Source organism: Thermomonas sp. (assembly GCF_046293095.1).
Taxonomy (GTDB): Bacteria; Pseudomonadota; Gammaproteobacteria; order Xanthomonadales; family Xanthomonadaceae; genus Thermomonas.
In genome coordinates this window covers 569,079-594,041 of the sequence record NZ_JBKBPN010000001.1, presented here as the reverse complement: position 1 = coordinate 594,041, position 24,963 = coordinate 569,079, and the positions used below count along the sequence as shown (strand labels likewise).

Below are 24,963 nucleotides of genomic sequence, written 5' to 3'. Positions count from 1 at the left end.
TGCCACGGCGGTGCTGTGTCCGCTCATTCCGCAACCTGCTTGGCTTCGCTGACGCCCAGCAGTTCCGCGTGCTCCGCGTGCTCGGCGTGCTCGGCGTGCTCGGCGGGGGCGCGTCGGGCCGCCAGCAGTCCCTGCGCGAACACCACGCCCAGGATGATGGCCACGCCGCCGTAGAAGCGGGGCGCCAGTTCCTGCTGTTCGCCGAACAGCACCGCCGCCAGCGCGATGGCATAAACCGGTTCGAGGTTGATCGACAGTTGCGCGGTAAATGCCGACAGGTGGCGCAGTGCCACCAGGCACAGCGCGAACGGCAGCAGCGTGCAGGCCAGCGACAGCAGGCCCAGCCACAGCGCGTCCTGCGCCGAGGGCAGCACCAGCAGCGGGCCTGCGAAGGCCGGCACCAGCATCGGCATCAGCGGCGCCAGCAGGGTCAGGGTGAGGGTGCCGGCACCTAGTTCCAGTGCGGTCACGGTGAGCGGGTCCCCCGCCTCGACCATGCGTTTGTTGAGGCTGCCGAACAGGGCGACGAAAAATGCCGACACCACGCCCGCCACGATGCCCGCGTGCATGCCCGCCGGCACGCCGCCCACCACCAGCCAGATGCCAGGCAATGCCGCCAGGCCCAGCAGCAGGTCGCCGGGGCGGAAGCGCTGGCGGGTGAGCAGCGGCTCCACCAGCGCGGTCATCGGCGTGGCGAACGCGATGCAGGTGGCCGCCACCGAGGCATTGGCCAGCTTGATCGCGCCGTAGAACGTCAGCCAGTGCAAGGCCACCAGCGCGCCGATGCCGGCATAGGCCCAGCGGGTGCGCACCGGCATCGCGCGCAGGCTGCGCCACACCCGCGGCAGCAGCGCCAGTGCTGCCACCACGATCAACATCCGCCACCACACCAGCGGCAGCGCCGGTAGCGAGATCAATTTCCCAAGGATGGCGGTGAACCCCCACAGGAGTACGCAGAAGTGGATTTGCCAGAGGGCGCGGGTGGTGTCGGGGGTTCGCATGCGCGCATTATCCGGGGGCGCAGGGCTGGGCGCGCAACGGCTGCCGGCATGACCGATGGCGGATCGCACCGTCGCGGTGGCGCCGGCATACTCGGGCTTTCGATCCCGAGGACGCCCCATCATGCGCATCGCCCCGCTCGCCCTGGCCCTGGCCTTGACCCTGAGCGCCGCCACCCCGGTGCTGGCGCAGCAGGCGCCGCCGATCCGCATTGACGACACCGCGGCGCCGCTGTCTGCGCAGTTGCCCGACGCGGCACGGCTGGCGCGCTTCGATGCCTTCGTCGCCGCGGTGCAGAAGCAGTTCGACGTGCCCGGCGTGGCGGTGGCCATCGTCAAGGACGGCCAGGTGGTGCTGGCGCGCGGCTACGGCGTGCGCGAGCTGGGCAAGCCGGCCAAGGTGGACGAACACACCATGTTCGCCATCGCCTCCAACACCAAGGCGTTCACCGCCGCGTCGCTGAACATGTTGCAGGACGACGGCAAGCTGAAGACCACCGACCGGGTCATCGACCACCTGCCGTGGTTCCGCATGAGCGATGCCTACGTCACCCGCGAGATGCGCATCCGCGACCTGCTGGCGCACCGCAGCGGCCTGAGCCTGGGCGCCGGCGACCTGCTGTACTGGCCCACCACCACGTATTCCACCCGCGAAGTCGCCGAACGCCTGAAGGACGTGCCGCTGACCGGCGGCTTCCGCGAGCAGTACGCCTACGACAACATCCTGTTCGGCGTGGCCGGGCTGGTGGTGGAGGCCGCCTCGGGGATGCCGTTCAAGCAGTTCCTGCAGACCCGCATCTGGCAGCCGCTGGGGATGACGGAAACCCGCTACAACAGCGACGACCTCAAGCCGGGCGACAACGTCGCCACCGGCCATGCCAAGTTCGATTTCAAGGAGTTGCGCCCGGTGGGCGTGACCAGCTGGCGCAACGTCTCCGGCGCCGGCGGCATCTATTCCAGCGTGCACGACCTGGCCAAGTGGATGAACGTCCAGCTGGCCGGCGGCGTGATTCCCGGCAGCGGCGGCAAGCGGCTGTTCTCCGAGCAGCGCCAGCGCGAGATGTGGTCGGTGCTGACGCCGATCCCGGTGGGCAAGCCCTCCATCCCCGAGCTGGCCGCGGCCACCCCGAACGCGATGGGCTACGCGCAGGGCTGGCAGGTGTCCGACTATGCCGGCCACAAGCTGGTCTGGCATACCGGCGGCTGGCCGGGCCAGGTCTCGCGGCTGACCCTGTTGCCGAACGACAAGATCGGCGTAGTGGTGCTGACCAGCGCTGAGGTGGGCGTGGCGTTCAACGCGATCACCTACGAAGCGATGGACATGATGCTGGGGCTGACCGGTCACGACTGGCTGAAGGGCTATGCCGCCGCGTTCGCCAAGGCGCAGGGCAATGCCGACGAGGACTGGCAGAAGCACGTCGCCGCGCGCGATCCCAACAGCAAGCCCTCGCTGCCGCTGGCGAAGTACGCCGGCACCTACCGCGACCCGTGGTACGGCGACGTCATCATCCGGCAGGGCAAGAACGGGCTGGAAATGCAGTTCAGCAAGACCGCCGAGCTGCTGGGTGACATCGAGCACTGGCAGCACGACAGCTTTATCGTGCGCTGGCGCGACCGCGGCCTGAACGCCGACGCCTTCGTCAACTTCTCGCTGGATGCCGACGGCGCGATCCGCGAGGTGCGGATGGAGCCGGTGTCGCCGCTGACCGATTTCAGCTTCGACTTCCAGGATTTGCGGCTGGCGCCGGTCGCGGCCCGCTGATGACGCGCCGGGTGCGCCGGGTGCGCCTGGCGGATTCCACGCGGCGGCATCGCATGCCGGGCTGGCGTCAGGTGCCCGGCCAGTCCAGCGTGCCCGTCACCACGCAGGTTGCGCGGCCGCCCGACCACACTTCGCCGTCGGCGTCGACGGTGAGTTCGATGATGGCGTCATGGCCCACTTCGCGGCCTTGGCTCACGCGGTAGAAGCCGTCCTTGCCGGGCAGGGCGCCGCGCTCGGCCAGCCAGGCCGCCAGAGTGGCGTTGGCGGCACCGGAGGCGGCGTCCTCGAAGCGGGCCGGCGCGCCGACGAAGGCGCGCACGGCGTAGTGGTAGACCGGATCATTGCTGCGCGCGTAGACGAACAATCCCATGCTGTCGGTGGCCTCGGCCAGCGCGGCGATGGCATCCCAGTTCGGGGCGGCGCTGCGCAGGTGCGCTTCGCTGGCGAGTTCCGCCAGCCACCAGCGGCGGCCGCCGTCCATCAGCACGGGCGGCAGCGCGCCCAGTTCCAGCCCGGCCAAGGCGGCGGCCAGGCGGGTATCGTCGGCTGCGGCGATCTCCTGCACGCGGGCCCGCGGCGTACGCACCGCCACCGTGCGTGACGTGCCTTCGCCGCGCACGCGCAGCGGCAGCAGGCCGGCGATGCCTTCCTGCACCAGCAGGCCGTCGCGGGGCGTGACCAGGCCCGCGTCCAGCAGGGCGTAGGCGGTGCCGACGCTGGGGTGGCCGGCGAACGGCACTTCCCGGCGCGGGCTGAAGATGCGGATGCGGTGAGTGGCCTCCGGCGTGGTGGGCGGGAACACGAAGGTGGTCTCCGGCAGCCGCGTCCAGCGTGCGATGGCCTGCAGGGTGGCGTCGTCCAGTCCCCGTGCGTCCAGCACCACCGCGAGGGGATTGCCAGCGCCCGGGCGCGAGGCGAAGACATCGAGTTGCACGAAGCGGCGCAGCATGGGGAAGGGCCGTCGGAGGGGGCGCGCAGGTTACCAGTCCAGCGTCCCGTCGATCACCTGTTGCACGTGGCCGCCGATCCAGACCTCGCCGGCGTCGTCCACCCGCACCGCCACGCGGCCGTCGCGCCCCAGTTCGCGGCCCTGGCTGGCGATGTAGTCGCCACCGCCCGGCAGCCGCCCCTGCGCATGCAGCCAGGCGGCGACCACGGCGTTGGCGCTGCCCGTGACCGGGTCCTCCGGCACGTTGACGGCATCGCCCGGGCAGAACGCACGCACCGCCAGCTGGTGGGTCGGTGCAGCCTCCGCGGCGAAGGCGGCCACCCCGGTGGCGTGGGTGGCGTTGGTCCAGGCCGCCAGCGCGGCGAAGTCGGGCCGGAATGCCCGCAGCGCCGCGGCGGATGCCGCTTCCACCAGCCACCAGCGCGGGCCGTTGTCCCACAGCGCGGCGTCGGTGCCCGGGGCGGCCAGGGCATCCAGCCCGGCCGGCAGCGGCGCGGCCTGGCGGGCGCGTTCCTGGCCGCGCGGGCTGCGCACGGCGGCGACCCGGCGGCCGCCGTCCTCGGCGATGCGCACCGGCAGCAGGCCGGCGCCGCACTGCTGCACCAGCGCGCCGTCGCGCGGCCGGGCCAGGCCCAGCTGCACTGCGGCCCAGGCCGCGCCCACGCTGGGATGGCCGGCGAACGGCAACTCGCTGCCGGGGGTGAAGATGCGGATGCGGTAGTCGGCGCCGGGGTCCGGCGGCAGGAAGAACACGGTTTCCGACAGGTTCAGCCAGGCGGCCAGCGCCTGCATCGCCGCGGTGTCCAGGTCCTGCGCGTCCAGCACCACGCCCAGCGGGTTGCCCTGGCCGGGGCGGGCGGCGAAAACGTCCAGCTGCATATAACGACGTGCCATGTTGCGATGCGTCAAGGTGGCGGAAGAGGCCGCTAGAATGCCGCAGGTCCGCCAAGCGCGGCATCCTTTCCCTGCTTCCGACCAGGACCCATGTCCACATCTTTCCGCGCGTCCGACGATCGCTGGCTGGTGCTCAAGTTCGGGGGCACCTCGGTCTCGAAACGCTCACGCTGGGACAACATCGGGACGCTGGCTGCGGCACGCATGCGCGACGAGCAGGCGCGGGTGCTGGTGGTGGTGTCGGCGCTGTCCGGCGTCACCAACGCGCTGACCGCGATCGCCGACGGCGCGGAGGATGCGGCCGCGCGCGTGGCGCAGTTGGAGGCGCGCCACCGCGACTTCGCGGTCGAACTCGGGCTGGACGCGGACGCCGTGCTGGGCACGCGGCTGGCCTCCCTGCGTGGCCTGCTGGACGATCCGCGGGCTTCGACGCGACCGCTGGACTGGCAGGCGGAGGTGCTGGGGCAGGGCGAGCTGCTCTCCTCCACGCTCGGCGCCGCCTATCTGCGTGCGCAGGGCCTGGACATCGGCTGGATGGACGCCCGCGACTGGCTCGAAGCGCTGCCGCCGCAGCCCAACCAGAGTGCATGGGCGCAGCGGTTGTCGGTGAACTGCCAGTGGCAGGCCGATGGCAGCTGGCGCGCGCGGTTCGCGGCCCAGCCCAGCCGGGTGCTGATCACCCAAGGGTTCATCGCCCGTCACCACGATGGCGGCACCGCGATCCTGGGCCGCGGCGGCTCCGACACCTCGGCCGCCTACTTCGGTGCGCTGCTGGGCGCACGCCGGGTGGAGATCTGGACCGACGTGCCCGGCATGTTCAGCGCCAACCCGCGCGACGTGCCCGACGCACGCCTGCTGACCCGGCTGGATTATTACGAAGCGCAGGAAATCTCCACCACCGGCGCCAAGGTCCTGCACCCGCGGTCGCTGCGGCCGTGCCGCAACAGCGGCGTGCCGATGGCGATCCTGGACACCGGGCGGCCGCACCTGCCGGGCACCCGCATCGATGACACCGCGGCGCCGGTGCCGGGCGTGAAGGCGATCAGCCGCCGCAACGGCATCGTGCTTGTGTCGATGGAAAGCATCGGCATGTGGCAGCAGGTGGGCTTCCTGGCCGACATCTTCGAGCGCTTCAAGCGCCACGGCCTGTCGGTGGACATGATCGGTTCGGCGGAAACCAACGTCACGGTGTCGCTGGACCCGTCCGAGAACCTGGTCACCACCGACGTGCTGGCGGCGCTGTCGGCGGACCTTGCCGAGATCTGCCGGGTCAAGGTGATCGCGCCCTGCGCCGCCATCACCCTGGTCGGGCGCGGCATGCGCTCGCTGCTGTACAAGCTGCAGGACGTGTGGGCGATGTTCGGGCGCGAGAACGTGCACCTGGTGTCGCAGTCGTCGAACGACCTCAACCTGACCTTCGTGGTGGACGAGGCCGCGGCCGACGGCATGCTGCCCAAGCTGCACGCCGCGCTGATCGACTCGGGTGCCATGCCGGTGCACGAGGCGGAGGTGTTCGGCCCGCGCTGGCGCGAGATCGAGGGCACGTTCCGGCCGCGGCCGACGCCGTGGTGGCGGGCCCCGCAGGCGCGCCAGGCGCTGCTGCAGCTGGCGCAGGGCGCCACCCCACGCTACGCCTACCACCTGCCGACGGTACTGGCGCGCGCGCGCCAACTGCAGGCGATCGCCGCGGTGGATCGCCGCTATTACGCGATCAAGGCCAACCCGCACCCGGCGTTGCTGCGCGCGCTGGTGGACGAAGGCTTCGGCCTGGAATGCGTGTCGCTGGGCGAGGTGGAGCGCGCCTTCGCGGCGGTGCCCGGCCTCGACCCGGCCCGCGTGCTGTTCACTCCCAGCTTCGCGCCGATCGCCGAATACGCGGCGGCGCTGGCGCGCGGGGTCACCGTCACCGTGGACAACGTGGAGCTGTTGCAGCGCTGGCCGGACGTGTTCCGCGGCCGCGCGCTGTGGCTGCGCATCGACCTCGGCCACGGCGATGGGCACCACCAGAAGGTCAATACCGGCGGCAAGGAGGCCAAGTTCGGCCTGTCGGCGCAGCGGGTGGACGAATTCGTGGACGCCGCGCGCGCGCTGGACGTGCGCATCACCGGCCTGCACGCGCACCTGGGCAGCGGCATCGAGACGGTCGGCCACTGGCAGGAAGTGGTGGACGAGCTGGCCGGCTTCGCGCGGCGCATCGGCAGCGTGGACGTGCTGGACATCGGCGGCGGCCTGCCGATTCCCTACAGCGATGACGACGAGCCGTTCGACCTCGACGCCTGGGCGGCGGGGCTGGCGGCCATCCGCCAGGTGCACGCGGCGTTCAAGCTGGCGATCGAGCCCGGCCGCTTCCTGGTGGCCGAAGCCGGCGTGCTGCTGGCGCGCGCGACCCAGGTGGTGGAGAAGGACGGCGTGCTGCGGGTTGGCCTGGATGCCGGCATGAACGCGCTGATTCGGCCGGCGCTGTACGACGCCTGGCACGACATCCACAACCTGTCCCGCCTCGACGACGGCGCCGTCCGCGACTTCGACGTGGTGGGCCCCATCTGCGAGTCCAGCGACGTGTTCGGCCACCGGGTCAAGCTGCCCGCGGCCACCGCGCCGGACGACGTGATGCTGATCGCGGACGCCGGCGCCTACGGCTTCAGCATGGCCAGCGCCTACAATCTGCGCACGTTGCCGGCGGAAGACATTCTCGCCGGCAGCCCCTGACACGCCGCGCACGCAACGGATCCCCATGACCGACTGGACCTTCCACCGCGACGCCATCCGCGCCTTCCGCTTCGTGCGGTGCAGCTTCGACGCGCAGACGGGCATCGCGCAGCTGGCGTACGCCTTCGACGATGGCCCCGAGCTGGTCGAGACGGTGACCGTGCCCGGCGCGCCGTTCGTGCTTGATGCCGCGCGCGCCGCGGCCGTCGAACGCGCGCTGCGCCTGCTGCACCTGATCGCTGGCGTGAGCTACTACAAGGCGGCGGTGCCGGACGACATCCGCATCGACGGCTACGCCATTGACGCCGCCACCGCCGCGCTGCTGGAAAGCGTGTACCGCAACGGCCTGGGCGAATTCGCCTACCGCAACGGGCTGGACCTGCGCGACCGGCTGCGCTTCCCCGCGGAGGCCGCGCCGGCGCCGCCCGCGCCCGCGTTGGGCCTGCGCCCGCACGCGCTGGTTGCCATTGGGGGCGGCAAGGACTCGCTGGTCAGCATCGAGGCGCTGCGCGCCGAAGGCGTCGCCCAGACGGTGACGTGGATCGGCGGTTCGCAGCTGATCGCCGCCTGTGCCGCACACACCGGGCTGCCGACGCTCAACATCGGCCGCCAGCTGGCGCCGCAGCTGTTCGAGTTCAACCGCCAGGGCGCGTGGAACGGCCACATCCCGGTAACCGCGGTGAACTCCGCGATCATGGCCTTTGCCGCGGTGCTGCTTGGCGTGGACCAGGTGGTGTTCTCCAACGAGCGCTCGGCCAGCTACGGCTCGCTGATCGTGTCCGATGACGGCCGCGTCACCAACGAGGTCAACCACCAGTGGTCGAAGGGCTGGGCGTTCGAGTCGGCGTTTGGCGACTACCTGCAGTCGCATGTGGCCGCCGACCTGCAGTACTACTCGCTGCTGCGGCCGCTGAGCGAGCTGGCAGTGGCGCGGCAGTTCGCCAGGACCGACCGCTACGACGCGCATTTCTCCAGCTGCAACCGCAATTTCCACATCCTGGGCGAGCGCCCCACCAGCCGCTGGTGCGGGGTCTGCCCGAAGTGCCACTTCGTGTTCCTCGCGCTGGCGCCATTCATGTCCAAGCTGCGGCTGGTTGGCATCGTTGGCCGCAACCTGCTGGATGACCCCGCGCAGATCCCGGGCTTCGATGCGCTGCTGGAGTTCCAGGACCACAAACCGTTCGAGTGCGTGGGCGAGGGCCGCGAGTCGCGCGCTGCGATGGCCGCGCTGGCGCAGCGCCCGGACTGGCGCGAGGACGCGGTGGTGCAGCGTTTCGCCCGCCAGATCGCGCCGCAGCTGGACGCGGACGAATTGGCGCTTGCGCCGCTGCTGGCGCTGGACGAGGAACACCGCATCCCCGCCGCGCTGTGGGATCGCCTGCGTGTCCGCTTCGCTGCCTGAGGTCGTGCGGATCGCCGACCTGGCGGGCCGGCGCGTGGCGCTGTGGGGCTGGGGCCATGAAGGCAAGGCCGCCCACGCCGCACTGCGCGCACGCCTGCCCGGCCAGCCGTTGACCCTGTTCTGCAGTCAGGACGAGGCCGCCGATGCCGCTGCGCTGGGCGACCCGCTGCTGGTGCTGGACCACGCGGCCACCGGCGAGCGGCTGGCCGCGTTCGAGGTGGTGGTGAAATCGCCGGGCATCAGCCCGTACCGGCCGGAGGCGACCTTCGCGGCGCAGCGCGGCACCCGGTTCCTCGGCGGCACCGCGCTGTGGTTCGCCGAGCGCGCGGATGCGGACGGCGCCATCGCCAATGCGCTCTGCGTCACCGGCACCAAGGGCAAGAGCACCACGACTGCACTGCTGGCGCACCTGCTGCGGGCGGCCGGGCTGCGCACCGCGCTGGCCGGCAACATCGGCCTGCCGCTGCTGGAGCTGCTGGATGCGTCGGCGGAGGCGTGGGCGATCGAGCTGTCCAGCTACCAGACCGGCGATGTGGCGGCCTCCGGCGTGCGGCCGCAGGTGGCCATCGTCACCAACCTGCACCCCGAGCATCTGGACTGGCACGGCAGCGAGGCGCAGTACATCGCCGACAAGCTGGCGCTGGTGACCCGGGCGCGGCCGCGGATCGCCGTGCTCAACGCCGCCGACCCGCTGCTGGCCACGCTGGCGCTGCCCGACAGCCAGATCCGATGGTACGGCGATGCGCGCGGCTGGCACCTGCGCGGCGACGCGCTGTACCGCGGCGACCAGCACGTGATGGACACGGCGCAGCTGCCGCTGCCCGGCCGCCACAACCGCGGCAACCTGTGCGCCGTGCTCACCGCGCTGGAAGCCTTCGGGCTGGACGCGGTGGCGCTGGCGCCGCAGGCGGCCGGCTTCCAGCCGTTGCCCAACCGCCTGCAGCCGCTGGGCGAGCGCGGCGGCCTGCTGTACGTCAACGACTCGATCAGCACCACGCCCATGGCCACGCTGGCGGCGCTGGCGCTGTACGCCGACCGCCCGGTGGCCGTGCTGGTGGGCGGCCATGACCGCGGGCTGCCGTGGGACGCGTTCGCCGAGGCCATGCGCACCCGTGCGCCGCGCGCCGTGGTGACCATGGGCCAGAACGGGCCGCGCATCCACGCCCTGCTGGCGCCGGTGGCCGCGCAGGCCGGGTTCGCGCTGCTCGCGGCGACGGACCTTGCCGATGCGATGGCCCAGGCGCGCGCGGCGCTGCCGCCGGGCGGCGTGGTGCTGCTCTCGCCCGGCGCGCCCAGCTTCGGGCCGTACCGCAACTACGTGGCGCGCGGCCGCCATTTCGCCGAGCTGGCCGGCTTCGACCCGGCTGCCATTACCGGCATCGCGGGCATGGGCATCGCCTGACGCCGGGCGCTTGACGGGCTGCTGGTACCGCGATTGCGGCCCTCACGCGGCCTGAATGCGCGCGGTCTTAATTTACGGCTTTGTTTACATCTGGAGCCCTTCCAATGCCTCGCCGCCTGCTTGCCCTGGCCTTGTCGTTCGCCACCCTGCCTGCCTTTGCCGCGATGCAGGCCAAGCCCGTCGAATGGTCGGTGGGGAAGGACCGGTTCAGCGGCTACGTGGTGTATGACGACGCCTCCGCCGCCAAGCGCCCCGGCCTGGTAATGGTGCCCAACTGGATGGGCGTCACCGAGGACGCCGTGGAGCGCGCCAAGGCGGTGGCCGGCACCGACTACGTGGTGCTGGTGGCCGACGTGTACGGCAAGGGCAACCGTCCGAAGGATGCCGACGAGGCGGGCAAGCTGTCCGGCAGCCTGCGCGGCGACGACCGCGGCCCGCTGCGCGCGCGCATCGAGGGCGCGGTGGCCACCCTGAAAGCGCAGGCCGGCAGTGCGCCGCTCGACGCCAGCCGCATCGGTGCGTTCGGCTTCTGCTTCGGTGGGTCCACCGTGCTGGAGCTGGCGCGCGCCGGGGCCGACCTGGCCGGCATCGTGAGCTTCCATGGTGGTCTGGCGCCGGGCGCCAAGTCGGCGACCGCCGCGGTGATCAAAACCCCGGTGCTGGTGCTCAACGGCGCGGCCGACAAGTCGGTACCCGACAGCGACATCCTGGCCCTGGAGAAGGAGCTGGATGGCGCCGGTGCCGACTGGCAGTTCGTGAATTTCAGCGGCGCGGTGCACTGTTTCGCGGAACCGTCCGCCGGCACCGACCCCGCCAGCAATTGCCGTTACGACGAGCGCGCGGCCAAGCGTGCCTACCGGATGATGGACGGCTTCTTCCGCGAGCGCTTTGGCCTGTGATGCCGCAGGGCGGCCCCGGCGTGCCGGGGTTGCCCATACCGCCATGCGTCAGTGGTCGCGGCTGACCGCGTAACGGGCCAGCCCGCGCAGCGCATCGGTGCAGGCATTGGCCGGCAGCGCCGCCAGCGCCGATTCCGCGGCCTTGGCGTAGTCCAGCGCGCGCGCGCGGCTGTAGGCCAGGCTGTCGGCGCGGGTGATGGCCGCCAGCACCACCGGCATGCCGTCAAGATCGCCGTTTTCCACGATCCGCCGCAGCTCGGCGCGTGTCGCCGCGTCGCCGCAGGCCATCGCGTGGATCAGCGGCAGGGTCATCTTGCCTTCGGCCAGGTCGTCGCCCAGGTTCTTGCCCAGCGTGGCGGCGTCGGAGGCGTAATCCAGCACGTCGTCGGCGATCTGGAAGGCGTAGCCCAAGGCCAGGCCGTAGTCATGCAGCGCCTGCTGGGTGGCGGCATCCGCGCCCGCCAGCAGCGCGCCCAAGCGGGTGGCGGCGGCAAACAGGATCGCGGTCTTGCGTTCGATCACCCGCAGGTAGGCCGCTTCATCGGTGTCCGGGTTGCGCACGTGCAACAGCTGCAGCACTTCGCCTTCAGCAATCGTGTTGGTGGTGTCGGCCAGGATCTGCTGCACGTCCATCCGGCCCAGTTCCACCATCAGCTGGAAGCTGCGCGAGTACAGGAAATCGCCCACCAGCACCGACGCCGCATTGCCCCAGACGGCGTTGGCGGTCTTGCGGCCGCGGCGCAGGTCGGATTCGTCCACCACGTCGTCGTGCAGCAGGGTGGAGGTGTGGATGAACTCCACCACCGCCGCCAGCTGGTGCGCGTCGCTGCCATGGTGGCCCAGCGCCCCGGCCGCCAGCAGCAGCAGCATCGGCCGCAGCCGCTTGCCACCCGCGCCGATGATGTACTCGGCGACCTGGTTCACCAGCACCACGTCCGATGCCAGCCGGCGGCGGATCAGTGCGTCCATCGCGGTCATGTCGGGCGCGGCCAGGGCCTGGATCGCCTTGAGGTCGGGCGCGGCGTGCACGTGGGCGGTATCGGTCATGGGCGGCGTCGGCAGGGGAAGCCTGAAGTATAAGCGGTGGGGTATTCCCCGACCCGCCAGCGCGGCGTGCGCCGGCTGCCGCCGGCTATACTCGGATGCCATCGTCCACCCCGGGCGAGATGAGACAAGAGCGAGACAGCACATGGCACGCGGCGTGAACAAAGTGATCCTGGTCGGCAACCTTGGCAACGATCCCGACGTGAAGTACACCCAGGGCGGGATGGCGGTCACCACGATCAGCCTGGCCACCACCAGCGTCCGCAAGGATCGCGATGGCAACACCCAGGAAAAGACCGAGTGGCACCGCGTCAAGCTGTTCGGCAAGCTCGGCGAGATCGCCGGCGAGTACCTGAAGAAGGGGCGCCAGGTCTATATCGAGGGCCGCCTGGAGTACGGCTCGTACGAGAAGGACGGGGTCAAGCACTACACCACCGACATCGTGGCCGACGAGATGCAGATGATCGGCGGCGGCGACGGCCAGCGCGGTGGCGGCGAGGGCGGCGGTGGCTACCAGCCTCGCGGTGGTGGTGAAGGCGGCTATTCGCGCGGCGGTGGCGGCGGCTACGGCGGCGACCGGCCGCAGCGCAGCGCCCCGGCCCAGCGTCGCGAGCCCGCGCAGGCCCCTGCCAAGCCGGCGTTCGATGATGTCCCGTTCGACGACGACATCCCGTTCTAGGAAATCTCCGAACAATCCGGAGATTCCCGTCAGCCGTGGATGGTCCGCCACGTATCGATCGCGCAAGCGATGGATGCGTGAGAGATGAGTCCGATCCTGCACCATGCGCGGCGCAGCCCGGCAATAAAAGGATGGAGTTGTTCGGGGTTTACCCTGGACGACCACTTGCGATTGATCCAATCGCATCCAAGGCCCCGCACATGCGGGGCCTTTTGTCACAGCCCGCCGGTACCGCTTGCGGCGCAAGCACTCGACCGACAGACTCCCCGCATTCCATCACTGCGGATGCCTACGTTATGGCAAGGACGACCAAACTCTCCGTCAAGGCTGCCAGTGACAGCGCCCTCGGCTTCGAGGCCGAGCTGTTCAAAGCCGCCGACAAGCTGCGCGGCAATATGGAGCCCAGCGACTACAAGCACGTCGCGCTGGGCTTGATCTTCCTGAAGTACATCTCCGACGCCTTCGAGGCCAAGCACCAGGCGCTGCTGGCGGAAGATGCACAGGCCGCCGAGGACAAGGACGAATACCTCGCCGACAACGTGTTCTGGGTGCCCAAAGAAGCGCGCTGGTCGCATCTGCAGGCCGCTGCCCGCCAACCCACCATCGGCACCCTGATCGACGACGCGATGCGCGCCATCGAGAAGGACAACGAGTCTCTCAAGGGCGTGCTGCCCAAGGACTACGCCCGCCCCGCGCTCAACAAGGTGATGCTGGGGGAACTCATCGACCTGATCTCGGGCATTGCGCTGAATGAAGCCGGCGACCAATCCCGCGACATCCTGGGGCGCGTGTACGAGTACTTCCTGGGCCAGTTCGCCGGGGCCGAAGGCAAGCGCGGCGGCGAGTTCTACACCCCGCGCTCGGTGGTGCGCGTGCTGGTCGAAATGCTCGAACCCTACTCAGGCCGCGTGTACGACCCCTGCTGCGGCTCGGGCGGGATGTTCGTGCAGTCCGAAAAGTTCGTGCAGGAGCACGGCGGCCGCATTGGCGACATTGCCATCTACGGGCAGGAGAGCAACTACACCACCTGGCGCTTGTGCAAGATGAACCTGGCTGTGCGCGGCATCGACTCCGACATCCGCTGGAACAACGAGGGCAGCTTCCACAAGGACGAACTGCGCGACCTCAAGGCCGACTACATCCTGGCCAACCCGCCCTTCAACATCTCGGACTGGGGCGGCGACCGCCTGCGCGAAGACGTGCGCTGGAAGTTTGGCGTGCCGCCCGTGGGCAACGCCAACTACGCCTGGCTGCAACACATCTACTGGCACCTGGCCCCCAACGGCACGGCGGGTGTGGTGCTGGCCAACGGCTCGATGAGCTCCAACCAGTCGGGCGAGGGCGAGATTCGCCGCGCCATGCTTGAGGCCGACGCGGTGGATTGCATGGTGGCGCTGCCGGGGCAGCTCTTTTACTCCGTGCAAATCCCCGCCTGCCTGTGGTTTTTGGCTCGCAACAAGAACCCAGGCCACGGCCTGCGCGACCGGCGCGGGCAAGTGCTGTTCATCGACGCCCGCAAGATGGGCGTGCTGGTGGATCGCACCCATCGTGAACTCACCGACGAGGAGATCCAGAAAATCGCCCGCACCTACCACGCCTGGCGCGGCGAACCCGACGCGGGCGACTACGCCGACGTGGCGGGCTTCTGCAAATCCGCCACGCTGGACGAAATCCGCAAACACGGCCACGTGCTCACCCCCGGTCGCTATGTGGGCGCAGCGGAAGTGGAAGACGACGGCGAACCCTTCGAGGAAAAGATGGCGCGGCTCGCGGCGCAGTGGCGGCAGCAGCGGGACGAGGCGGCGAAGCTGGATGCAGCGATTGAGGCGAATTTGAGGGGGCTGGGGTATGGGGAGTGAGCAATTGTTTGGTTCAATCCCACCCAATTGGGAATACAAGACGCTTGGTAAAGCATGCGCTGAAGGTGGCGGAGATATTCAGACTGGACCATTCGGAAGCCAGTTACACGCTTCTGACTACGTACCAGTTGGTATCCCGTCGATCATGCCGCAGAACATCGGAGATAACCGGATCATCGAGGATGGAATCGCACGCGTTAGCCTTGAGGACGCCCAGCGCTTGAGTCGATATCGCGTTCGTGTGGGTGACATCGTTTACAGCCGACGTGGAGACGTCGAGAAGCGCGCTTTGGTTCGTAATCACGAGGACGGTTGGCTGTGCGGAACCGGGTGCCTTCGGGTGCGCGTTGGCGAGAAGAATGTCGATTCGCGCTACGCCTCCTACTACCTCGGGCACCCTAATGTTCGAGAGTGGATAGTCCGCCATGCTCATGGCGCAACGATGCCAAATCTGAACACGTCCATACTTGCAGCCTGCCCGTTTTTGGTTCCACCCCTCCCAGAGCAACGCGCCATCGCCCACATCCTCGGCACGCTGGACGACAAGATCGAACTCAACCGCAAGCAGAACGAAACGCTGGAGGCCATGGCCCGCGCCTTGTTCAAGGCGTGGTTCGTGGATTTCGAGCCCGTGCGCGCCGTAGGGGCGCAATTCATTGCGCCCGACATTGCGCCCGATTCGATGGACACCCGCAATCCGGGCGCGATAAATCGCGCCCCTACGCATTGGCCGCCACACATTCTCGACCTCTTCCCCGATCGCCTCGTCGATTCGGAATTGGGGGAGATTCCGGAGGGGTGGGAGGTGGTGGCGCTTGGTGAGTTGGTAGAGGCTGTGAAAGGGCGGTCGTACAAAAGCGAAGAGCTTGTCGAATCCGAAACGGCGCTCGTTACGCTCAAGTCTTTTGCAAGGGGAGGTGGTTACAGGTCGGATGGTCTCAAGCCCTTCGCTGGGACTTACAAAGCCGAGCAGGTCGTCCATCCTGGAGAGGTTGTGATTGCTTGTACCGACGTGACACAAGCTGCTGAAGTTATCGGGCGCCCAGCAATTGTTCGCAGCTCAACTCGCTATCGACGGCTGGTCGCTTCTCTCGATACTTTGATCGTTCGTCCAAAAGATTTTCGTATAACCAAGGCTTTTCTTTATTTTCTGGGCGGAACAGAAGCATTTGTGAGCCACACCTACGCCCATACAACAGGTACAACCGTCCTGCATCTTGGAAGGGATGCTGTGCCTTCTTTTACGTTCGCCAAACCACCAGCGCAGCTCGTTCAGAAATTCGATGCCTTAGCTGCTCCAGTGTTGGAGCGTATTCAAGCTACAGAACAGGAATCTGAAACCCTCGCCCAACTCCGCGACACCCTGCTGCCCAAGCTGATTTCCGGCGAGCTGCGCATCAAGGACGCCGAGGCCTTCCTCAAGGGGCGCGGTTTATGATCGCCACTGCCGACATCGTCATCTACGAAGGCGATGGCTCCCGCGTTGAGGTGCGGGTAGAAAAAGACACCGTCTGGCTGCGGCAGGAGCAGATGGCGGAACTGTTCGGGCGTGAGCGCTCGGTGATTACCAAGCACATCCGCAACGTCTTTGCCGAGGGGGAACTGGAGCGCGATGCAGTATGTGCAAATTTTGCACATACTGCCGCCGACGGGAAAACCTACCAGGTCGAGCACTACAACCTGGATGTCATCATTTCCGTCGGCTACCGGGTCAAGTCGCTACAGGGCACCCGCTTTCGCCAATGGGCCACGCGCGTGCTGCGCGAGCATCTGACGCAGGGCTACAGCCTGGACCGGCAGCGCTTCGCGCAAAACGCCGCCGAGCTGGAAGCCGCGCTGCAATTGGTGAAGAAAGCCGCCGCCGGTGAGGGTCTGACGGCCGACCAGGGGCGCGGGCTGGTGGATGTGATCGCCCGCTACACGCAGACCTTTTTGTGGCTGCAACGCTATGACGAAGGCGTGCTGACTGCACCCGCAGGCAGCCCGGGCGGGGCGCTGCCCACGCTGGAGGAAGCACGCGCCGCCATCGCCCGCCTCAAGGCCGACCTGATGGCGCGCGGCGAGGCCACCGACTTGTTCGGGCGCGAGCGCGGCGATGCCTTTGCCGCGCTCTTGGGCAACCTGGCGCAGACGGTGTTTGGCGAGCCGGCCTATCCCACGGTGGAAACCAAGGCCGCGCACCTGCTGTATTTCGTCATCAAAAACCACCCCTTCACCGACGGCAACAAGCGCAGCGGTGCGTTGTTGTTCGTGGACTTTTTGGCGCGCAACGGGCGGCTGCTGCGGGGTGGCGAGCCGGTCATCAACGACGTGGGGCTGGCCGCACTGGCGCTTTTGGTGGCCGAATCGGATGCCAAGAACAAGGACGTGATGATCCGGCTGATCGAAAACATGCTGGCCGTGCCCGAAGGCGTGAACTCGTGAGGGCTGCATGAGGGCCGGCCAGCATCCCAACCGCCGAAGCCTGCGCCTGAAATGCTACGACTACGCCCAGGCTGGAGCCTATTTCGTGACGATCTGCACCCAGGGGCGGGTATGTTTGTTCGGCGAGGTGGTAGACGGGGAGATGCGGTTGAATGCGGCGGGGGCCATGGTCGATGCAGAATGGCATGGCCTGCCGCGCCGGTTTCCAGGGGTTCAGACCGATGCGTTCGTCGTCATGCCCAATCATGTGCACGGCATCATTCACGTAGGGGCGCGATTTATCGCGCCCGAATTCGTGTCGTCCATCCAAACGGGTGTGGCGGATTATGATACGGGCGCGATAAATCGCGCCCCTACCGTGGGGGATATCGTGCGGGCGTTCAAGGCGGTGACGACGCGGCGCATTCGCCAACATGGCATGGCGAACTTTGGCTGGCAACGCAACTACTACGAACACATCATCCGCAACGAGGCTTCGCTCGACGGCATCCGCGCGTACATCGTCAACAATCCGTTGCAGTGGGCGCTGGATCGGGAGCACCCGGAGAATTGGAAAAGGGGGAAACCGTAATGGCGTTTCTGTCGGAGGCCGCCGTGGAGCAAGCGCTGTTGGATCAGCTGCGCGCTCTCGATTACAGCATCGAGCGCGAGGAGGACATCGGCCCCGATGGGCACCGACCGGAGCGCGACAGCCACGACGAGGTGGTGCTGAAAAAGCGCTTCGAGGCGGCGGTGGCACGCCTGAACCCTGGCCTGCCAGCGGAGGCGTGGCAGGAGGCGGTGCGGCGGGTGATGCAGTCCGAGCTGCCTTCGCTGCTCGAAGAAAACCGCCGCCTGCACAAGCTGATGACCGAAGGCGTGGACGTGGAATACCACGCCGCGGACGGCACGCTGAGGGCGGGCAAGGTTGCGCTCATCGACTTTGAGCACCCCGAGCAGAACGACTGGCTGGCGGTGAGCCAGTTCGTGGTGATCCACGGCCCCCACAAGCGGCGGCCGGATGTGCTGGTGTTTGTGAACGGCTTGCCGCTGGCCGTGATCGAGTTGAAGGCGCCGGGCAGCGAAAGTGCGCATCTGCTGGCTGCGTTCAACCAGTTGCAGACCTACAAGCAGCAGATCCCGCAGCTGTTCCACACCAATGCGCTGCTGGTCACCTCGGACGGCATTGCCGCGCGGGTGGGGTCGCTTTCCGCCGACCTGGAGCGCTTCATGCCGTGGCGCACCACCGATGGCACAGCCGTGGCCCCCAAAGGCGCGCCGGAACTCGCCACCCTGATCGAGGGCGTGTTCGAGCCGCGCCGCCTGCTCGCCCTGCTGCGCGATTTCACCGTGTTTGGCGAAACAGGCGCGGGGCTGGTCAAGATCATCGCGGGCTACCACCAGTTTCACGCGGTGCAAAAGGCGGTGGAGCAGACGCTGCGTGCGTCCGCGTCCGCACAAGGCGTGGCCGAAGACCCGGCGCATTACGGGCTGCCCCGTGCCCAAACGCAGCCGGCCGGCGACCGCCGCGCAGGCGTGATCTGGCACACGCAAGGCTCTGGCAAGAGCCTGCTGATGGCTTTTTATGCCGGGCGGCTGGTCAAGCACCCGGCGATGGAAAACCCGACGCTGGTGGTGCTGACCGACCGCAACGATTTGGACGACCAGCTCTTTGCCACCTTTTCGATGTGCCGCGACCTGATCCGGCAAACCCCCGTGCAGGCCGAGAGCCGCGAGCATGTGCAGGCACTGCTGAACCGCGCCTCGGGCGGGGTGATTTTCACCACCTTGCAGAAGTTCGGCGAGATCGCGGAGCCGCTCACCACGCGCCGCAATGTGGTCGTGATCGCCGATGAGGCGCACCGCAGTCAGTACGGCTTCAAGGCCAAGGTGAATGCTGCGACGGGCGAGATTTCCTACGGCTTTGCCAAGTACCTGCGCGATGCGCTGCCCAATGCCTCCTTCATCGGCTTCACCGGCACGCCCATCGAGGCGGACGACGTCAACACGCCTGCGGTGTTCGGCCACTACATCGACATCTACGACATCAGCCGCGCGGTGGAAGATGGCGCGACCGTGCCGATCTACTACGAGTCGCGGCTGGCGCGCATTGAGCTGGACGAGGACGAGAAGCCCAAGATCGACGCCGAGATCGAGGACATCCTCGAAGACGAGGAAGAACCGACCCGCGAGCGCGTGAAGCAGAAATGGGCCACGGTGGAAGCCCTGGTGGGCAGCGACAAGCGCCTGGCCCTGGTGGCGGCGGATATCGTCAAGCACTTTGAAGACCGCGTGGCGGCGCTGGACGGCAAGGCGATGGTCGTGTGCATGAGCCGGCGCATCTGCGTGAAGCTCTATGACGAGATCATCAAGCTGCGACCCGACTGGCACAGTGCCGATGACAACGCGGGCGCGGTCAAGATCGTGATGACGGGGGCGGCGAGCGACCCGCCCGAGTGGCAGCCGCACATCGGCAACAAAGCGCGGCGCGATATCTTGGCCCGTCGTGCCCGTGATCCGAAAGACCCCTTGAAGCTCGTCATCGTGCGGGACATGTGGCTCACCGGCTTTGACGCGCCCTGCATGCACACGATGTACGTGGACAAGCCGATGCGCGGCCACGGGCTGATGCAGGCCATTGCGCGGGTGAACCGGGTGTTCCGCGACAAGCCTGCGGGGCTCGTCGTGGACTACATCGGCATTGCGCACAACCTGAAGTCGGCGCTGGCGCAGTATTCGCCGCGCGACCGCGAGCAGACGGGCGTGGATGAGGCGCAAGCCGTCGCGGTGATGATGGAAAAGTACGAGGTCGTGCGGGACATGTTTCACGGCTTCGACTACCGCGCCGCCTTGGGCGGCACGCCACAGCAGCGACTGGCGATGATGGCCGGGGCCATCGAGTGGATCCTCGACCAGCAACAGCAGTGGGCGGCGAAGGAGCAAACCCCGGAGGGCAAGAAAGCCGCCCATCGCCGCTTTCAGGACGCGGTGCTGGCCTTGTCCAAGGCCTTCGCCCTGGCGTCCGCTTCCGACGAGGCGCGCGAGATTCGGGAGGAAGTCGGTTTCTTCCAGGCGATCCGTGCCGCGCTGGTCAAGAGCAGCAGCGGCTCGGGCGTGACCCCGCAAGAGCGCGAGCTGGCCATCCAGCAAATCGTCAGCCGCGCGGTGGTCTCGACCGAGATCGTGGACATCCTGGCCGCAAGCGGCATCAAAAGCCCGGACATCTCCATCCTGTCGGACGAATTCCTCGCCGAAGTACAGCAGATGGAGAAGAAGAACCTGGCGCTGGAAGCCTTGAAAAAGCTCCTCAACGACGGCATTCGCTCCCGATCCAAGGCCAACGTGGTGGAAACCCGCGCGTTTTCGCAACGGCTGGAGGACGCGGTGGCGCGCTACCACGCCAACGCCATCACCACCGCCGAGGTGCTGCAAGAGCTGATCCAGCTGGCCCGCGACATCCGCGCGGCGCGCCAGCGCGGCGAGGAGCAAGGCTTGACCGACGAGGAGATCGCCTTCTACGACGCCCTGGCGGAGAACGAGAGCGCGGTGCAAGTCATGGGCGACGACAAGCTCAAGGTCATCGCCCACGAACTGCTGATGAGCCTGCGCGAGAACGTCACCGTGGACTGGGCGCACCGCGAATCGGCCCGCGCCCGCATGCGCGTGCTGGTCAAGCGCATCCTGCGCAAGTATGGCTACCCGCCTGATTTGCAGGATGCAGCGGTACAGACGGTGCTGGCCCAAGCGGAAGCATTGAGCAAGCTATGGGTTGCAGAGCCATAGTTCGCATCCGCGCGATTTGGCGGTATTGGCCGGCCTGCGAACTGAGCGTATAAGCGGGGCGTGCGCCGGATTTCAGGGTGGGCAGGCTGGCGCGCCGGATGGAGGGTAGCAACACGTTTCCCAGTGGGGGCAGCATGAGTGGAAAGCAGCGGCAGGTGCGGATGCAGTTCCTCGCCGAGCCGTCCGACGTGAACTTCGGCGGCAAGGTCCACGGTGGCCAGGTCATGAAGTGGATCGACCAGGCCGGCTACGCCGCCGCGGTCGGCTGGAGCGGGCATTACAGCGTGACGGTGGCGGTGGGCGGCATCCGCTTCGTGGCGCCGATCCGCATCGGCGACCTGGTCACCGTGCAGGCGGCCCTGATCCACACCGGCACCAGCTCCATGCATTTCGCCGTGGACGTGCGCGCCCGTGACCCGCGGGCCGACGAGGCCGATGCGCGCCTGTGCACCCACTGCGTGATCGTGTTCGTGGCGCTGGATGCCCCGGAAGGGACGCCCGTGCCGGTGCCTCCATGGGTGCCGCAGGACGACGAGGACCGCCAGCTGGCCGAGTACGCCATGCAGGTGATGGCGCTGGGCAAGGACGTGGAGCAGACCGTGGCCCGCTACCGGCAGGCCGCCGTCGCCCACATGCAGTGACGCCGCCCGGAGGCGGCGCCGCAAGGTATTGATTCCGAAGGGAAGTGCTCAGCCGCCAGTGGCGAGGCGGCGTGCTTCCAGGTACTTCTGCGCCCAGTAACCGCTGGTCAGGCTGGACACGGTGACGTCGCGGCCGGTCCGCGGGGCGTGCAGGAACTTGCCCTCGCCGATGTAGATGCCCACGTGGTCGATGTGGCCACGGCGGCCGAAGAACACCAGGTCACCTTCGGCCAGCGCATCGCGGCTGGCGACCTTGGTGCCTTCATCCGCCATCGCTCGGGAGACGCGCGGCAGGTCGATGCCGATGGTGCGGAACACGTAGCCGACCAGGCCGCTGCAGTCGAAGCCGCTGTCCGGGGAGTTGCCGCCCCAGCGGTAGGGCGTGCCCAGCAGCGAGAACGCCCGCTGCAGCACGGTCTTCACCAGCGAGGTGTTGGCGGGAGCGTCCTTGGCTTGCTGCAGGGCCGCCAGCTGGGCGGCCAGCGGTGCGGTATCCGGCGTGGCGATGGAGTTTGTGGCGGTCAGTGCCGGCAGATCCGCGGGAAGGCTGGGCTGGGGGGAGGCCGACGAAGTGGTCGCCTCGGTGGTGCTGGTGGGCGGGTTCATCGCCAGCGCGGGCAGAGCGGCTGCCAGCAGGGCGAGGGTCAGGATCAGTTGCGGCACGCGGCGGTTGCGCGGTGCGGAATGGCCGTGGGGCAGGGAGGCTGTCTTCACGCGGTCATCACGATGCAAAAGCGAGCGGGGACTATGCCCGGGATGTGCAGGGGAAGGGTTCAAAAAACGTTAGGCGGGGAGTGCTGAATGGCCGATTCGGGCCTTCAGGGGGCCGAAATGTCCAAAAATGTGACGAAGATCGCAAATCAGTGCAGCAGCCGGCGCGCGCCGCTGTAGTGGTCCCGCCACCAGCTGCCATCCAGGCGATCCAGGCGAACGGTGCCGCCGGTGCTGGGGGCGTGCACGAAGCGGCCTTCGCCCACGTAGATGCCCACGTGGCTGACCTTGCCGCCATCGCCGAAGAACACCAGATCGCCCCCGGCCAGTTGTTCCGGCCGGATTCGCGGACCCTGCAGTGCGGCCAATTCCCGGGTGGTGCGCGGCAGCTTCAGGTCCAGCATGTCGCGGAAGACGTAGCCCACCAGCCCGCTGCAGTCGAAACCGCCCTCCGGCGTGTTGCCGCCGTAGCGGTAGGGCGTACCGACCAGGCCGATGGCGCGGATCAACACAGCATTGGCCTTGGCGGGATCCGCCGGCGCCACCACCGGCCAGGCCCGGTCCGCGGCGGCCGGGGCGCGCGCCGGCCGCACGGCTTCGCCGCCGCAGCCCGCCAACCCCGCCGCCAGCAGCAGGGCCAGCCATGGCGCGCGGAGGGCGGAGCGCCGATAATGCGCGCCCGGTCGCTGGATGCAGTCGGCTGGTTCCATCACCGCGCAAGTGTTGCCGCATCGCGATGCGGCGGCAAGCGCCATCACCACTGGCAGGCATTCCATGAAGATCGAAAAAGACCGCGTTGTCCGTTTCCACTACGCCGTGGCCGAGGCCGGCCAGGCCCCGCTGGAGAGCTCCAAGACCACAGGCGAGCCGCTGGCGATCCTGTTCGGGCGCGGCCAGATCATCCCGGGCCTGGAGAAGGCCATGGAAGGCCGCGAGGCCGGCGACAGCTTCAAGGCCACCGTCACCGCCGCCGATGCCTACGGCGAGCGCCGCGAGGGCCTGACCCAGCGTATTCCCAAGAAGCACTTCGGGGACCAGAAGCTGGACCCGGGCATGCAGGTTGTGCTGAACACCAACTTCGGCCCGCGCGCCGTGACCATCGAGAAGGTTGGCATGAGCGTGGTCGATGTGGACCTGAACCACCCGATGGCCGGCAAGGACCTGGACTTCGACATCGAGATCGTGGAGGTGCGCGAGGCCAGTGAGGAAGAGTTGGCGCACGGCCACGTCCACGGCGAAGGCGGCCACGCGCATTGATTCATGCTGCGCATGAATCAATCCCAGGATTTGCTACGCAAACCTTGGACCCCGCTGTTCGCTGCCAGACCCCCATTCGTGCCTGCGGTACGAATCGCCCCCTGACTCAGGGGGCTGGGTAACAGCTGCGTCGCGACGGTCCGCACTGTGGGCCGTTCGCGTTTCCGAGTGACGGTTCGGCGGCGCAGGCTGTCCCGGCGACGGTGCCACCGCGATAATGGGCGACATCTTTCCGGATGTCGTCATCGTGAGCCCAGCCAGCGTCGAAGAATCCATCGATTGCCTTGTCGTGGGGGCGGGTGTCTCCGGCCTGGCCACTGCGCTGGCGCTGCTCGATGACGGGCGCGAGGTCACCGTGATCGACGCCGGCCGGATCGGCGGGGGCGCCTCGCACGGCAACTGCGGCACGCTCACGCCCAGCCACGCGCCGCCGCTGGCCGGGCCGGGTACGCTGGCGCGCGCCGCGCGCTGGATGTTCACGCCCGACGCGCCGCTGTACATCAAGCCCACGCTGGATCCCGACGCGCTGCGCTGGATGCTGGGCTTCGCCCTGCGCTGCAACGCGCGTGACTTCGAGGCCAGCGCGCGCGCCAAGTACGCGCTGCTGGCCGATTCCCGCCAGCGCATCCAGCAATGGGTGCAGCGCTACGCGCTGGACTGCGAATTCGCCGAAACCGGCGAAGACTACGTGTTCCGCACCCGCCGCGACATGGACCGCGAGCTGCACGACGTGCCGCTGTTGCGCGAGTTGGGCGTCGACGTGGAGGTCGTCGACGGTCCGGCCTACGAGGCGCGCGATCCGGCGTTCAAGCCGGGGCTCGCCGGTGCCCTCTGCTTCCGTGGCGACGCCGCCCTGCGGCCGGACCGCTACGTGGCCGAATTGGCGCGCGTCGTGCGCGAGCGCGGGGGGCGCATCCTGGAGCACTGCTCGTTGCACGCCCTGGACTCGGGGACGCAGGGCGTGGTCGCGACGACGGGACAGGGCGTGTTGCGCGCCCGAGCCGCGGTGCTGGCCACCGGGGCGTGGGCACCGCGTATCGCCGAGGCCGTGGGCCTGCCATGGCTGCGCCGGGCCATCCAGCCGGGCAAGGGGTATTCGATCACCTACCGTCCGCCCGAGCTCACGCCCAATCGCCCGGTGATCCTGTACGAACCCTCGGTCTGCGTGACCGCCTGGCCCAGCGGCTACCGGCTGGGCAGCACGATGGAATTCTCCGGCTTCGATGACAGCCTCAACCAGCGGCGCCTGGGGGCACTGGAGCGCGGCGCGGCGCAGTTCCTGCACCAGCCGGTCGGGCCGCAGGTGCAGGAGCAATGGTGCGGTTGGCGGCCGATGAGCCGCGACGACATCCCATTGATCGGGCGGGCGCCAGGGCACGCACACCTGTGGATGGCGGTCGGCCACGGCATGATGGGCGTCAGCATGAGTGCGAGCACCGGCCAACTGCTGGCCGACATGATCGCCGGCCGCACGCCCTGCGTGGACCCGGCGCCGTTCGAGCCGGCGCGCTTCGCCTGATCCGCCGGACCCGGCTGGCGCCGCCGGTCGCCACCGGTGGCCCCAGGCAGGC

General features: G+C 68.4%; 20 protein-coding genes. 14 read left to right on the top strand and 6 right to left on the bottom strand.

Annotation, left to right across the window (positions count from 1 at the left end):
• Nucleotides 1-23: 23 nt before the first annotated feature.
• Entirely contained in the window at nt 24-1,001 is a 978-nt protein-coding gene (locus ACK4SG_RS02895; RefSeq protein WP_409599500.1) for a DMT family transporter, read from the bottom strand.
• A gap of 121 nt (nt 1,002-1,122) precedes the next feature.
• Between ACK4SG_RS02895 and ACK4SG_RS02890 the strand changes: the two genes are divergently transcribed.
• The gene (locus ACK4SG_RS02890) at nt 1,123-2,760 is read left to right on the top strand and encodes a serine hydrolase (protein ID WP_409599498.1); all 1,638 of its coding nucleotides are present in this window, start codon (nt 1,123-1,125) and stop codon (nt 2,758-2,760) included.
• Between the two features lie 67 nt (nt 2,761-2,827).
• Here the strand turns inward: ACK4SG_RS02890 and ACK4SG_RS02885 are convergent, their stop codons facing one another.
• Both ACK4SG_RS02885 and ACK4SG_RS02880 read right to left on the bottom strand, forming a co-directional pair.
• Complete coding sequence (locus ACK4SG_RS02885; RefSeq protein ID WP_409599496.1) at nt 2,828-3,709, bottom strand: PhzF family phenazine biosynthesis protein; 882 nt, start codon at nt 3,707-3,709, stop codon at nt 2,828-2,830.
• 30 nt (nt 3,710-3,739) lie between these two features.
• Nucleotides 3,740-4,603 carry a PhzF family phenazine biosynthesis protein gene (locus ACK4SG_RS02880; RefSeq protein WP_409599493.1) on the bottom strand — a complete coding sequence of 288 codons (864 nt, stop codon included), beginning with the start codon at nt 4,601-4,603 and terminating at the stop codon, nt 3,740-3,742.
• A gap of 90 nt (nt 4,604-4,693) precedes the next feature.
• On the opposite strand from ACK4SG_RS02880, the gene ACK4SG_RS02875 reads away from it, so the two are divergent.
• From ACK4SG_RS02875 to ACK4SG_RS02860, 4 genes are all read left to right on the top strand, one after another.
• Nucleotides 4,694-7,312: a bifunctional aspartate kinase/diaminopimelate decarboxylase gene (locus tag ACK4SG_RS02875; protein WP_409599491.1), complete on the top strand. Its 2,619-nt coding sequence runs from the start codon at nt 4,694-4,696 to the stop codon at nt 7,310-7,312.
• A gap of 25 nt (nt 7,313-7,337) precedes the next feature.
• Nucleotides 7,338-8,714: a UDP-N-acetyl-alpha-D-muramoyl-L-alanyl-L-glutamate epimerase gene (murL, locus tag ACK4SG_RS02870; RefSeq protein ID WP_409599489.1), complete on the top strand. Its 1,377-nt coding sequence runs from the start codon at nt 7,338-7,340 to the stop codon at nt 8,712-8,714.
• A 4-nt stretch (nt 8,715-8,718) separates the two neighbouring features.
• Nucleotides 8,719-10,116, top strand: a complete 1,398-nt coding sequence (gene murD, locus ACK4SG_RS02865) for a UDP-N-acetylmuramoyl-L-alanine--D-glutamate ligase (protein WP_409599725.1) — start codon at nt 8,719-8,721, stop codon at nt 10,114-10,116.
• Between the two features lie 104 nt (nt 10,117-10,220).
• Complete coding sequence (locus ACK4SG_RS02860; RefSeq protein ID WP_409599487.1) at nt 10,221-11,015, top strand: dienelactone hydrolase family protein; 795 nt, start codon at nt 10,221-10,223, stop codon at nt 11,013-11,015.
• Between the two features lie 48 nt (nt 11,016-11,063).
• Here ACK4SG_RS02860 and ACK4SG_RS02855 read toward each other — a convergent pair whose 3' ends face one another.
• Nucleotides 11,064-12,062 carry a polyprenyl synthetase family protein gene (locus ACK4SG_RS02855; RefSeq protein WP_409599485.1) on the bottom strand — a complete coding sequence of 333 codons (999 nt, stop codon included), beginning with the start codon at nt 12,060-12,062 and terminating at the stop codon, nt 11,064-11,066.
• Nucleotides 12,063-12,204: 142 nt separating this feature from the next.
• Between ACK4SG_RS02855 and ssb the strand changes: the two genes are divergently transcribed.
• The 7 genes from ssb to ACK4SG_RS02820 all read left to right on the top strand — a co-directional run bounded on the left by ssb (nt 12,205) and on the right by ACK4SG_RS02820 (nt 21,424).
• Nucleotides 12,205-12,738 (top strand): single-stranded DNA-binding protein, encoded by a 534-nt coding sequence (gene ssb / locus ACK4SG_RS02850; RefSeq protein WP_409599483.1) that lies wholly within the window; start codon nt 12,205-12,207, stop codon nt 12,736-12,738.
• A 296-nt stretch (nt 12,739-13,034) separates the two neighbouring features.
• The gene (locus tag ACK4SG_RS02845; protein WP_409599481.1) at nt 13,035-14,597 is read left to right on the top strand and encodes a type I restriction-modification system subunit M; all 1,563 of its coding nucleotides are present in this window, start codon (nt 13,035-13,037) and stop codon (nt 14,595-14,597) included.
• The gene (locus tag ACK4SG_RS02840; RefSeq protein WP_409599479.1) at nt 14,587-16,035 is read left to right on the top strand and encodes a restriction endonuclease subunit S; all 1,449 of its coding nucleotides are present in this window, start codon (nt 14,587-14,589) and stop codon (nt 16,033-16,035) included. Before ACK4SG_RS02845 ends, ACK4SG_RS02840 begins: the two co-directional genes overlap by 11 nt.
• Nucleotides 16,032-17,021, top strand: coding sequence for a RhuM family protein (gene rhuM / locus ACK4SG_RS02835; protein WP_409599477.1), 990 nt, complete (start codon nt 16,032-16,034; stop codon nt 17,019-17,021). Before ACK4SG_RS02840 ends, rhuM begins: the two co-directional genes overlap by 4 nt.
• A gap of 7 nt (nt 17,022-17,028) precedes the next feature.
• Nucleotides 17,029-17,592 carry a transposase gene (locus tag ACK4SG_RS02830; protein WP_409599475.1) on the top strand — a complete coding sequence of 188 codons (564 nt, stop codon included), beginning with the start codon at nt 17,029-17,031 and terminating at the stop codon, nt 17,590-17,592.
• Entirely contained in the window at nt 17,592-20,783 is a 3,192-nt protein-coding gene (locus ACK4SG_RS02825) for a type I restriction endonuclease subunit R (protein ID WP_409599473.1), read from the top strand. The genes ACK4SG_RS02830 and ACK4SG_RS02825 overlap by 1 nt, the downstream gene beginning before the upstream one ends.
• Before the next feature lie 134 nt (nt 20,784-20,917).
• A complete protein-coding gene (locus ACK4SG_RS02820; RefSeq protein ID WP_409599471.1) occupies nt 20,918-21,424 on the top strand; it encodes an acyl-CoA thioesterase in 507 nt (168 codons plus the stop codon).
• Nucleotides 21,425-21,472: 48 nt separating this feature from the next.
• Here the strand turns inward: ACK4SG_RS02820 and ACK4SG_RS02815 are convergent, their stop codons facing one another.
• Nucleotides 21,473-22,030, bottom strand: a complete 558-nt coding sequence (locus ACK4SG_RS02815; RefSeq protein WP_409599723.1) for a C40 family peptidase — start codon at nt 22,028-22,030, stop codon at nt 21,473-21,475.
• 254 nt (nt 22,031-22,284) lie between these two features.
• Nucleotides 22,285-22,845: a C40 family peptidase gene (locus tag ACK4SG_RS02810; protein ID WP_409599469.1), complete on the bottom strand. Its 561-nt coding sequence runs from the start codon at nt 22,843-22,845 to the stop codon at nt 22,285-22,287.
• A gap of 64 nt (nt 22,846-22,909) precedes the next feature.
• Between ACK4SG_RS02810 and ACK4SG_RS02805 the strand changes: the two genes are divergently transcribed.
• Both ACK4SG_RS02805 and ACK4SG_RS02800 read left to right on the top strand, forming a co-directional pair.
• Complete coding sequence (locus ACK4SG_RS02805; RefSeq protein ID WP_409599467.1) at nt 22,910-23,392, top strand: peptidylprolyl isomerase; 483 nt, start codon at nt 22,910-22,912, stop codon at nt 23,390-23,392.
• A gap of 247 nt (nt 23,393-23,639) precedes the next feature.
• Nucleotides 23,640-24,911, top strand: a complete 1,272-nt coding sequence (locus ACK4SG_RS02800; protein WP_409599465.1) for an NAD(P)/FAD-dependent oxidoreductase — start codon at nt 23,640-23,642, stop codon at nt 24,909-24,911.
• Nucleotides 24,912-24,963 lie beyond the last annotated feature (52 nt).